Raw genomic sequence first — 12,173 nt, forward strand, 5'->3', positions numbered from 1 at the left:
CTCATGGTTGTCAGTTCATTATTGGGCAAGGATATTCGAGAGCACCGGCTGGCCGCAGTGTTTCTCACCGCCGGCACACTGGCCATGACCCTGCTGATGCTGGCCTGGAATCGCCAGGCGCCATACAGCATGAGTCCGTTCGAGATCGTGCGTATCGCCTTGCTGAGTTTCCTGCCGCTGATTGCCCTGATTACCGGTAACCGGCTCATCGTGCGTGAATACCTCAGTGGTACCCGGCAGTTTGTCGAAGCTCTGCCCATGGGGCGCAATCTGCCGTTGCTGCTCAAGTATCTGACAGGTCTGGCCTACCTGTCCGTGCTGGCGGTTCTGATGGTGGTGCTGGCAGCGCAGCAGGCAGGCGTGACGGATGATCTCACCACGGATTACCTGGTGCTGATCCTGATCAAGACACTGGTGATGACCACCTTGTACTGGAGTGTGGTCTTCTGCTTTTCGCTGTGTGGGCATTTGCGCATTGCCCTGTATCTGGTCAGTGCCGCCCTGGTGGCGCTGGTCGCCTGGTACCCGGGGATCGACCCGGACAGATTTGCCCCCTTTGCCTTGATGGATGACCAACTTTTCGTCTTCGAGCGCGATCTGATTCCGTGGCAGGCGATGCGTGGCACCTTGTTGTACGCCGGTGTGTTCACTCTGGCGGGTTTCGCGCTCAGCCGCATCGGCGAAGGTTCGCTGGTCGAACGTCTGGCCAAACCGATGACCCGTCGGGATTATGTGGCATTGGGCGTTCTGGCGGCTTCCGGCCTGACGGTCTGGTCCACCTTGCTGGAGCAGCAGACACGACCTCCGGTGGCCTTTTCCAGCGATTACGTGGTACGCGTGCAGGACCCGGCCGTATCGGTCCTGTATCTGGAGGATCAGTATCAGCCAGCCGCGCAGGCAATGGCCGAGCGTATCAGTGATTCGATGACGAAGTTGCAGGCATCTTTGGGTCTGATGGCCTTGCCGGATGTGAAACTGGTGCTCGATCCGGAGCGAGAGCCGCACGAGATCGACTATGCCACGGCCGATGGCGTTTTCATCACGGCCAATTGGCTGCCTCACGACAGTTATGATGATGCCATTCTCGATACCGTGATCCTGCATGGTGTCATGAGTGCGCAGACATCCGGCCGTGCCATGTTCGAACCCTATCACTGGGTGCTCGACGGGTTCACGCGCTGGTGGGTCGAGCAGGGTGTGTCCGAGCTGCGAGCCGAACACCGCAGCGAACTGCTGGCGCGGGCTCTGTGGGTGCTGGATATCGAGCCGCAGGCTCATCGCCTGATCGAACGCTGGCAATTGACTGCCGACCGCTTTGCCTACCCGGGCGCGGAAAGCCTGGCCTGGTCGGCCATGGACTTTCTGGAGGAAACCCGCGGCCGCGAAACCGTTCTGGCACTGGCCAGCGAATTTCTGGTGGCGCCGGTAACCGACAATCTCTTCGGGACCCTTCAGGATCGAAGAATCGATGCGCAGCAGCGCGTGGAGTCGGCGCTGGACATGTCGCTGGCATCTTTCTATCAGCAATGGATGGACTGGATACACGAGCAGGCGGAGGATCCTGCCGTGCAGTCGATGCTGGCGAGCATACCCGCCTTGCAGGGGCGCCTGCTGAGCCGCACCACGCAGGAGGGCGTGCAGGAACTCGAAGCCTGGTATGAACCACGCGAGACATCGCTTGGCCTGTTGCAGGATATCGACTCGGCCGAAGGAGAGTGCATCCTGAAACATGATTACGTCGGTCCGTTCGATACCGAAATCGAAGTCAGTGATGATTACGAGGACGTGGCACCGTGCCGGACAGGTGAGGCGGTGCATGTGCTCAACAGCCTCTATTCACCCGGTGACCGCGTCTATATCGCGCTGGATTACGACGGCCCGGTCTTCCATCAGCCGCTGCGTCTGCACGCCGAACGGATGAGCATTCCATGATCAGCCTGATAGCCAAGGAGTTGCGACAGCTGAGGCCCATCGCCTGGTTATGGCTGGCGGTGCTGGTGCTGGGCTATGGCATGCAGTTCCTGACCGAACGTATCGATGAACAGACCTTCGGCAGCTGGTGCGAAGGCTATTGTGAATACAGCAGCAATGCCGGTGTTGCCGTTTTCCTGGTGCTGCTGTCTCTGGTGACTGCCTACAGTCTCTTGCCGAGAGAGCATGACGAAGCAACCATCGATTTTCTGCGTGCCTTGCCGGTATCCCGGGCCGCGGTGTTCACCGCCAAGGTACTGGCCGCGTGGATGCTGCTGTGTGCCATCAACCTGCTGAGCTATGGGCTTGACCGTGTGCTGCTGGCGAGCAATCCCGAATCCATTGGTGGACGCTTCTACGAGCAGGTCTGGTTCACGCTGCTGTGGCGCGATTGCCTGTTCATGTTCATCGTGCTGGCCCACGGCATACTGCTGTCATGGTTCCGCACCCTGGGGCTGGTTCTCTACAGTCTTTACCTCATTGGCCTCATGTGGGCCGAGAGTGCTTTGGGCAGCTCCGGTAACTGGAGCATCTTTGCTCTGCTGTCCAATCAGTATCACGGCTCCGAATTGATCGTCAATTCGCGGGGTCTGTTGCTGCATACCGGAATTGCCTTGCTGGTGTTGCTGCTGGCCTATCGTCTGTGGAGCCACGCGGAATCGGCTACCGGTGGCGGAAAACGCTCTTCGCGTGGCATGAGGATTGCCAACGGATTCTTCACTGTGACAGGGTTCATCGTGCTGGGCCTGGTGATGATCTATCGCATCGGCGTGGATACCGGCACAGCACCCAGTGATGATCTGGCCGTGACGGCCACCGATCATTATCGCTTTGTCTATCATGCGCGGCGTGAACCGGTGGTGCAGTATATCGTCGAGCACGCCGAGACCGACCTGGAGGCCCTGGGGGAGATTCTGGGGGTGGACGTGCTGCCGAACATCCGGGTGGATCTGTCTGCCAGCAGTGAGCACGCCGCCGGCCTGGCCAAGTGGAAGAAGATCCAGATGGATCTGGATGCGTTCCGGGAAGATGTGTCGCAGCGACGCGTGCTCAGTCACGAAACCACCCATGTATTGCAGGCGACCGAGTCCGATCGCTCACTGGCCGAGAATTATTCCGCGGCCAAATTCTTCATTGAAGGCATGGCGCAGTACACCTCCTTTGCCATCGTGCCGGAAGTGGAACGCCGGCGCAGCAACTGGGAGTTGGCCAGTGTCTCCTGGAAACGCCAGTCGATTCGCTTCGATGATCTGATCGACGCTGCCGGTTTTGCCAGCCAGCATGATGAAGAGTTGCATTACAGTCTGGGCGATCTGTGGACTCGAGCCATGGTCACGACCTGTGGCCTGTCGTCACTGGGGGATTTTCTTCGTGCAACCGGGCGCGAAGAGGCCGTACGTGATCTGCCGGCGGCCATCTTCTGGCGGGATACGATGCGTGCCATCGGCTGCGATCTGGACACGGTCAACGCCACCTGGCGGCAGCAGATGGCAGAGTTGCATGATGAAGTGGATGCGGCGGACTACCCGGTGTACAAGGACATCGTCATACAGCGTGATGCCGCCACCCGGCAAATCCGGATATCGGCGAAACTGGTGAATGCTGATGCTGATGCTGATGCTGATGCTGATGCTGATGCTGATGGGAGCGTGGTTGCGCTGCCGGAGCGTTTCATCGTGCGTATCGGCGGCATCTCGACACAGTTGTCCAGCGGTGTCGATCCGGTATTCCGAGGCCAGACCCGCGGTGAGGGAGACGATTTGCGGATAGAGTTCCTGGTGCCTGATTATGCCATCCCTGGCACGCGCTTCAGGTATCAGCTGGGCTATACGCCGTCAGTTGACGCCCGCTACTACTATGAGAGCTGGCGTCGTGGTACGGCTCCGGTCTCAACCGGCGAGCCTTAGCGCTACATTCCTGTTGAGGCGAACCCCCAGTCCTTCGAGTGAGGATTCTCCCCAGCGGCTGATGAAGTCAACCGGTCGCTGCGGCATGTCGAACAGGTAGCCCTGAAAGCGGGAAACGCCCAGTTCATGCAACTCGGCCATCTGCTCGCGGGTTTCTATACCTTCGACGATCAGTTCCAGGCCAAGCTCTTGGCAGATCGAGACCATGTGTGGGGCGACGATGGCATCTCCGAGCCACTGGCGGTCTATTTTCACGACATCCGGCTGCAGGCGGCTGGTGCGTCCCAGACTGGCGGCATCCGCACCGATCTTGTCCAGGGCAATGGTGATTCCCAGCATGCGCAAGTGTGACACCAGCAGAGGGTCAACCTGTGTGTCGTGAGGCATTTCGATAACGATATTCCGTGCATTGACCGATGACGTCTGCATCTGGTTGTCCAGAATGGCACTGAAGGCAGGGTCATTGAGCGATCGAGTTGTCATGTTGAGCGACAATCGGAAATCCTTGCCAACCACGCCAGCTGCTCGCCATCGGGCGAGGGAGGTCAATGCACGGCACAGTATCCGCCGATCAAGGTCGCGACCCAGTTCGTTGTTATCCACATCGTTCAGGAACTCTTCCGGAAGAATGATTCCACCATCGCGTGAGCGTATGCGGACCAGTGCTTCGGCCCCGGACATCTCGTAGTGGCCCGGTTGGTGGAGGCTGACAATCGGCTGGAACCAGACTTCAACCCGGTCTTCATGCAGCGCGCGTTCGACCGTTCTCAGGGCCATGCTGCCCTTGCTGCGTGGCTTCTTCTGTCGCTTCTTCTGTTCATACATCAGAATGTCGGCTTCCAGCAGTACTTCATCCAGCGATTTGGTCTCGCTGGAGGTCGCCAGTCCGATACTGCAACTGATGTAGTGCATACCGGCGGAGGTGGTGATCGCCTCATCGAAGGCGTTATGCAGCTTCAGCGCGATATCGGTTGCCGTCTCTTCATCACAGCGGGGCAGTATCACAACGAATTCATCACCGCCCCAGCGGGCGAGGGTGATGCCCTCGGTACTGGCGATCTGCTTGCTCAGTCTCTCTGCAACGACAACCAGAACCTCGTCACCTGCCGCATGTCCGTAGAGATCGTTGACGTCCTTGAAGCCATTGAGATCGATGAACATTACCGAGTGATGGCCGCCCGCATCCCTGTCGAGTTGTCGGATGACCGAGTTGGCGTACTTGCGATTGAGCAAGCCTGTCAGTTCGTCATGCAGTGCCTGATGGCGCAGCCGCGCTTCCACCGATTCACGCATCGTCTGATCGGCTTCCAGATCGCGGGCCAGGGTGTCGATGGTTCTGGCCAGATGGCCCACTTCATCCTGGTTGCTGTCGGTGATGCGCGTGGTGAGATCCCCGTTCATGATCTTGCGTGCGGCCGATGCCGTGCGTTGCAGACGGTTGGCAATGGGGACGAAGCAGAACATGTAGCAGACCAGCACGAAGAGCACACTGGAGATCATGGTGATGATCAGCACGCGTCGCAGTTCCAGAACGGGCTCGTAGGCTTCACTGGCATCCACCTTGACAACCAGGCCCCATCCAGTTGCCGGGATGGTCTGGATCGACAGGACAGAGTCCACGCCGCGATAGTCCCTGTGATGAAGAATGCGACTGCGCGGCGAGTTCAGGGCCTGATTGATCGGCAGATCGAGTGACTCCGGAATGACCTTGTTGAACGCCGACTTGCGATCGAAACGCATGGAGGTGATCATCTGCGCGCTGCCATCGGCGGTAGGCTGGGCGATATGAGCCTCGCTGCTGCGACCGACGCCTTCATGCTTGGCCACCAGGTCGGTGATCGGATGCAGGCGTGCTTCCAGCAGCAAGGCGCCGACCACCTCTCCGCTGTCACTGATGATGGGGGCTATCATGCCCAGACGGTGATGCCCATCCTGATTGACGAAAGCGTCACCGAAGGTTGTCTTCACCGTTGCGATGGAACGCTCCAGCAGTCCCTGCATGGCTGGTTTCCAGGTAAAGCCCATGGTTTCACCGAGCGTGTCACCGGCCGCGTCCACGACTTTCAGTTCCACCACATTGGAGCCCACGATACCTGCCTGCCTCTGCAGGGCCAGTGTCATCTGCTGCAATGGCCATGCACTCTTGCGATCAACGATGGCGTATCCGTCGATACCTCCGACAGGTGTTGCCAGCAAGGTTCGCAATTCTGCGAGGTCTGCATTGTTCAGAATGGCTTGTCGATACGCATTGCAGGCGGCCACGAACTGACTGACGTGAGGGCCCGAGGCCAGGTTTCTGGCATCCTGCGCGTAGCTCGCCAGCACTTCATTGATACGGGCGGCTTCAAGACGTTGTGTATTGGACAGAGAGGATTCGGTGCGCTCGACCAGTTGCTTGTCCAGCAGATTGATGGAGAAAAGGCTGACTGCCACGAGCGGGAGCAATACTGCCAACAGACAGAGAACGAGCTTTGCGCGTATTCCCATGGCATTTGATTCCTGTTTACAACGATTTCCGGTTTTCCCGATCCAGGTGCGCAAGATCGAAAAATGTTACGGACTGTTTCGCAGAATTCGTGCCTGAAACGTGTGTCTTTCAGAGGTATTTCACAAAACTCCTACTTTAGTATCAAAATTGGCATGAACCTTAATTCCGGATTCTTATGCAGGCCAGTGAACATGCGCATGCACGCCTGAAACCCATCGAAGTCTCTCGAAAAACCGTAAGGTTACTGTTTTGTCGGGGGCTGTTTTTTGCCGGGTGGCTGGTCGAGCATCAGCAGTTCGGGAATGGCTGTCTCGGGGCACCAGACAATGGCAAGCTGACCATGCTGTGTCCCCAGTCTGACCGCCATGTCTCGCGTTATTCCAAGCACCAGGAAGCTGCGTTCCCCGGGCCAGTCCGAGGCTTCGTCGGCATCCAGACCGATTCCCGATGTAACAGGTAATGAAAGTTCAGAAAGCTCTCTGGCCAGTTGCTCTTCGGCACGAATATTGAGCGTGTCTGAAACTTTGACACCTCCCGGGTTTGCGGCCGTCAAGAATGCGGCACTTCGGCAATCGAAGGTCTGATACAGCCCCTGCAACGCCGCCGAATGGCACCCCACCCGCAACACGAACGGTTCCTCCGCATCAACCCGATACAAGGCCCGCCGATAAACCACCTCCAGCCCCGCCCCCTCCGGGTCGGACCATGGCAAGTCGTTGTTTTTCAATGCAATACTCTCAAGAAACGTGCGAAATTCCCCGTTGTAGCGACATTTTGACAGATGAAATCAGCCGTTCAAGAGGGCGCCAGGTGAGGAGGATTGAGGTCCGACCCGGGTAAGTTGTTGAATTCAAATAAAATACTCGCTATCAAGCGCTTGAATTCGAGCTTGATGCGATGTTTTTCAGGGGAAATTCGCAATCTGGCAGTGTCGATCCGGTCATTCACACAGAAATAAAGATATAAAGATTTCCTTATGTTTATAATGAGTCATGTCAATCTCACGGGTATCTGCGGTGTCAATGGAAAAGCCTGAGCAAAACAACAAGGTGTCGGCCCTCCGGGCCATCCTGTCCGAGCGCGTTCTGTTGCTTGATGGCGCCATGGGAACGATGATTCAGGGCCACACTCTGACCGAGAGTGATTTTCGTGGTGAGCGCTTCAGCACATGGGAAATCGACCTGAAGGGCAACAACGACCTGTTGACGCTGACGCAGCCTCATATCATCGCCGACATTCATGATGCTTTTCTGAATGCGGGTGCCGATGTCATTGAAACCAATACCTTCAATGCCAATTCGATCTCCATGGCTGACTACAACATGCAGGAGCTGGTGCATGAGCTGAACCTGGAGAGTGCTCGACTGGCAAGATCCTGCGCGGATGCCGCAACCGCCCGGGATCCGCAGAAGCCCCGGTTCGTTGCCGGTGTCCTCGGCCCGACGAATCGCACTGCCTCGCTATCGCCAAAGGTGGAAGATCCGGGCTATCGCAACGTCAGCTTTTCCGATCTTGACAAGTGCTACTACGAAGCCACCAACGCACTGATGGATGGCGGTGTGGATTACATTCTCATCGAAACCATCTTCGATACCCTGAATGCCAAGGCGGCCATTTTCGCCGTCAATCGCGCCTTCGATGACCGAGGTGAGCGAATCCCCATTGCTCTGTCCGGTACCATCACGGATGCTTCTGGCCGCACATTGTCCGGCCAGACGGTCGAGGCCTTCTGGAATTCGGTTCGACATGCCAAGCCGCTATTCATCGGCCTGAACTGCGCGCTGGGCCCGGCGCAATTGCGTGAGCATGTGCAGGAGCTTTCCCGAATTGCCGATACGCATGTCAGCGTGCATCCCAACGCTGGCCTGCCCAACGCCTTCGGCGGTTATGACGAGTCCCCGGCGCAGATGGCAGAAGAGGTCGGCAAGTGGGTCAAGGCCGGCTATGTCAACATGATCGGTGGATGCTGCGGTACCACGCCTGAGCACATCGCCGCATTCAGCGCCATTCTTGATAATGCAAGTCCCAGGAAAGTGCCCGAAGTGAATCCGGCTTGTCGGCTGTCAGGGCTGGAGGCCTTCAATATTACCGCAGAGAGCCTGTTCGTCAATGTGGGTGAACGAACCAATGTCACTGGCTCCGCCAAGTTTCTGCGCCTTATCAAATCGGGTGAGTACGAAGAAGCACTGGACGTGGCGCGTCAGCAGGTTGATGACGGTGCACAGATCATCGACGTGAACATGGATGAGGGTCTGCTCGATTCCAAGGCTGTCATGCAGCGGTTCATGCACCTCATCGCCTCGGAACCCGATATTTCCCGCGTCCCTGTCATGATCGATTCGTCCAAGTGGTCGGTCATCGAGGCAGGCTTGCAGTGTTTGCAGGGAAAGTGCGTCATCAATTCCATCAGCATGAAGGAAGGCGAAGAAGAGTTCCTTCGTCAGGCCAGGCTGGCGCAGAGATACGGTGCAGCCGTTGTCATCATGGCATTCGACGAAGATGGGCAGGCCGATACCATCGAGCGCAAGGTCGGTATTTGTCAGCGCGCTTACGATCTGCTGCGCAAGGAGCTGGATTTCGACCCCTGTGACATCATCTTCGATCCCAATATCTTCGCCATTGCAACCGGCATAGACGAACACAACGAGTATGGCATCGCGTTCATCGAGGCAGTGCGACAGATTCGCCAGAACATGCCCGAGGTGCAGATCAGCGGTGGGGTTTCCAATGTCTCGTTTTCATTCCGCGGCAACAATGTCGTGCGTGAAGCCATACATGCAGTATTCCTGTATCACGCCATTCAGGCCGGCATGAGTATGGGTATCGTGAACGCCGGTCAGCTGGCCGTTCTCGAAGAGTTGCCGGATGAGCTGGTGGAGGCCGTCAGTGATGCCGTGCTGGCCAGACGTGATGATGCTACCGACCGTTTGCTGGACATTGCCGAGAAGTACCGCGGTGACAATCAGCAGGCCGAAAAGCAGACGGATGCCTGGCGTGAGCTGCCGCTGACCGAGCGTATCGAACATGCGCTGGTCAAGGGGCTGGACGCTTTCATAGAAGAGGATGTCGAGTTGGCACGGCTGGCGCTGGACAAGCCACTGGATGTCATCGAAGGGCCGTTGATGGATGGCATGAATCGCGTGGGGGATCTGTTCGGTGCGGGCAAGATGTTCCTGCCTCAGGTCGTCAAGAGCGCGCGTGTCATGAAGAAGGCCGTGGCCCATCTGCTGCCTTACATGGAGCAGGAGGCGGGCGGTCAGCGCAGTGCCGGCAAGGTGCTCATGGCGACCGTCAAGGGTGATGTACATGACATCGGCAAGAATATCGTGGGTGTGGTGTTGCAATGCAATGGTTATGAAGTGATTGACCTTGGCGTCATGGTGTCCTCCAGCCGTATTCTGGAAGAGGCCAGGGCGCACAAGGTGGATCTGATCGGTCTGTCCGGTCTCATCACGCCGTCGCTGGAGGAAATGGTGCACGTTGCCGAGGAGTTGCAACGTGAATCGTTCGAGCTGCCACTGCTGATCGGTGGTGCGACCACGTCCAGAATGCACACGGCGGTGAAGATCAGTGAGCGTTATTCCCAGCCGGTGGTGCACGTCATGGATGCATCGCGCTGTGTTCAGGTGGCCAGCTCGCTGCTCAGTGAAGAGCAGCGACCGCGTTTTGAAGAAGAACTGGAAGAGGACTACGAACGGTTTCGCAAGCGTTTTGCCGACAAGAGCAGTCGCCTGGATCTGATGAGCCTGGAAGAGGCGCGTAGCAATGGTCTGCAGATCGACTGGCAGCAGGCGCCGATCACCGTGCCGGCAACGCCTGGTGTGACGGTCATCGATGATGTTTCACTGGAGACCCTGGCCGAATACATCGACTGGACGCCGTTTTTCCATACCTGGGAGCTGCGAGGCAAATACCCGCGCATTCTCAAGGACCCTACTGTCGGCGAGGAAGCGAGGAAGCTGTTTGACGATGCGCAGGTGATGCTGGCCGAATTCATCAGCTCGGGCAGGGTGAGTGCGAAGGGCGTCGTCGGGCTGTTCCCGGCCAATAGCGTGAATGTCGATGACATAGCGGTGTATGCCGATGAATCGAGCCAGGAGCCGGTGGAGATCATTCACTGTCTGCGCCAGCAGCGTCGTTACCCGGATGGCCGGAACAATCTGTCGCTGTCCGATTTCGTGGCACCGTCCGATCTGGGCGTCGAGGATTACATCGGCATGTTCGCCGTGACGGCCGGGTTGGGTCTGGATGAGCTCGTTGCTGAATACGACAGGCAGAACGATGTCTACCGCAGCATCATGGCCAAGGCCATCGCCGACCGTCTGGCCGAGGCCTTCGCCGAGTATCTGCATCGTGATGTGCGTACCCGGCTGTGGGGGTATGACACCAGTGAATCGCTGGGCAATGAAGAGCTGATCAAGGAACGCTATCGAGGCATTCGGCCGGCGCCCGGGTATCCGGCCAACCCGGATCACCGGCAGAAAGAGGTCATCTGGCGCATGATCGATCCACTGGGCAATGCCGGAATCAGTATTACCGAGAGTCTGGCGATGTTGCCGGCCTCGTCCGTCAGCGGGTTCTATTTCGCCCATCCCGAGAGTCGCTATTTCGGGTTGGGCAAGTTGACGAAGGATCAGGTGGAGAACTATGTGGCGCGCCGCGAGGAGCCGCTTCCAGTGTCAGAGCGCTGGCTGTCGAGCTCACTGGCGTACTGACGAATGTGAGCTGATACACATTCACGGGTGATTTGAAACGCCAAAGGGCATGAAATCGGTACTGTTTCACGCCTTTCAAGGGTTGATTCGGGCTGGTGAAATGTCGAAACATACCTACTATCAGGAACTTGCGATGGTCCGACCCGAGGGGGAAAATTTTTTGGGTGGGGTGTTGGCGCGGGATAGAAAATTGCGTATCATTGGGAGTTACCTTCCGGCGGCACTATTGCGTGTGGCCTTGTCATAACATTATCTGGAAAACTTTAGGCTCATGGTCACTATTCGCCTGTCTCGCGGCGGTGCTAAGAAGCAGCCGTTCTACCACGTTGTTGCCACGGACAGCCGTGCACGTCGCGACGGTCGCTACATCGAACGTCTGGGTTACTACAACCCGGTAGCTCGTGGCGACGCTACTGAACTTCAATTGAACATGGAACGCGTGGATTACTGGATCGGCGTTGGCGCTCAGATGAGCGATCGCGTTGCCAAGATCGTCAAGGATCACCGCAAAGTGAGCTCTGCCGCGGCCTGATTCCCGTTTGCCTGTTGTGGTGAGTTCCTCCGTTGTGCCGGCTGATCGTGTCCTGTTGGGGCATATCACCGGGGTTTATGGTCTGAAGGGTTGGGTCAAGGTGCATTCCGATACCAATCCGCGCGATAACATCGTGACCTACAAGTCCTGGTGGCTGGAGCAGCGCGGCAACTGGACGCAAGTCCGCATGCTGCAGGGAAGGCCACAGGGCAAGACCATCATTGCCCAGCTGGAAGGCGTGGATACCCCCGAAGGTGCGCATGCGCTGATCGGGGCCACCATCGCTGTCAGTCGCGCAGCCCTGCCGGAACCCGCCGAAGGTGAGTATTACTGGGCCGATCTGATCGGCATGCAGGTGCGGACGGTAGAGGGTGTGCAGATCGGTCCGGTCGAGCGTCTGTTCGAGACCGGAGCCAACGATGTTGTCGTGATCTCGGATGAGCGCGAGGAAACGGAAGGATCCAGTGAAGTGCTGGTGCCATGGCTGGTGCCGGATGTCATCACGGAAGTGAATTCGAAAGACAGAATCATCACGATCGACTGGGATCCGGATTTCTGAC

7 protein-coding genes are annotated in these 12,173 nt (G+C 57.6%); 5 read left to right on the forward strand and 2 right to left on the reverse strand.

From position 1 onward, the window contains the following. Window positions 1-3 precede the first annotated feature (3 nt). Together ACUNV4_RS00415 and ACUNV4_RS00420 are read left to right on the forward strand one after the other, a co-directional pair. Entirely contained in the window at window positions 4-1,932 is a 1,929-nt protein-coding gene (locus ACUNV4_RS00415; RefSeq protein WP_430876503.1) for an ABC transporter permease, read from the forward strand. Next, window positions 1,929-3,878, forward strand: coding sequence for an ABC transporter permease (locus tag ACUNV4_RS00420; RefSeq protein WP_430876504.1), 1,950 nt, complete (start codon window positions 1,929-1,931; stop codon window positions 3,876-3,878). The genes ACUNV4_RS00415 and ACUNV4_RS00420 overlap by 4 nt, the downstream gene beginning before the upstream one ends. On the opposite strand, the gene ACUNV4_RS00425 is transcribed toward ACUNV4_RS00420, so the two are convergent. Next, window positions 3,861-6,365, reverse strand: coding sequence for an EAL domain-containing protein (locus tag ACUNV4_RS00425; RefSeq protein WP_430876505.1), 2,505 nt, complete (start codon window positions 6,363-6,365; stop codon window positions 3,861-3,863). The two genes, ACUNV4_RS00420 and ACUNV4_RS00425, sit on opposite strands and share 18 nt — an antisense overlap. A gap of 242 nt (window positions 6,366-6,607) precedes the next feature. Next, window positions 6,608-7,093 (reverse strand): DUF3293 domain-containing protein, encoded by a 486-nt coding sequence (locus ACUNV4_RS00430; protein WP_430876506.1) that lies wholly within the window; start codon window positions 7,091-7,093, stop codon window positions 6,608-6,610. Between the two features lie 295 nt (window positions 7,094-7,388). On the opposite strand from ACUNV4_RS00430, the gene metH reads away from it, so the two are divergent. The 3 genes from metH to rimM all read left to right on the forward strand — a co-directional run bounded on the left by metH (window position 7,389) and on the right by rimM (window position 12,172). Beyond that, a complete protein-coding gene (gene metH, locus ACUNV4_RS00435; RefSeq protein ID WP_430876507.1) occupies window positions 7,389-11,081 on the forward strand; it encodes a methionine synthase in 3,693 nt (1,230 codons plus the stop codon). Window positions 11,082-11,352: 271 nt separating this feature from the next. Beyond that, complete coding sequence (gene rpsP / locus ACUNV4_RS00440; protein ID WP_430876508.1) at window positions 11,353-11,613, forward strand: 30S ribosomal protein S16; 261 nt, start codon at window positions 11,353-11,355, stop codon at window positions 11,611-11,613. A gap of 19 nt (window positions 11,614-11,632) precedes the next feature. Then, a complete protein-coding gene (gene rimM / locus ACUNV4_RS00445) occupies window positions 11,633-12,172 on the forward strand; it encodes a ribosome maturation factor RimM (protein ID WP_430876509.1) in 540 nt (179 codons plus the stop codon). Window position 12,173: the final 1 nt, after the last annotated feature.

It is taken from the genome of Granulosicoccus sp. 3-233, from assembly GCF_052681095.1.

Excerpts from the sequence above, each read along its gene's own strand:
- ACUNV4_RS00420 (WP_430876504.1), top strand. The coding sequence starts at position 1,929 with ATGATCAGCCTGATAGCCAAGGAGTTGCGACAGCTGAGGCCCATCGCC.
- ACUNV4_RS00415 (WP_430876503.1), top strand. The coding sequence starts at position 4 with ATGGTTGTCAGTTCATTATTGGGCAAGGATATTCGAGAGCACCGGCTG.
- ACUNV4_RS00425 (WP_430876505.1), bottom strand. The coding sequence starts at position 6,365 with ATGGGAATACGCGCAAAGCTCGTTCTCTGTCTGTTGGCAGTATTGCTC.
- rpsP (WP_430876508.1), top strand. The coding sequence starts at position 11,353 with ATGGTCACTATTCGCCTGTCTCGCGGCGGTGCTAAGAAGCAGCCGTTC.
- metH (WP_430876507.1), top strand. The coding sequence starts at position 7,389 with ATGGAAAAGCCTGAGCAAAACAACAAGGTGTCGGCCCTCCGGGCCATC.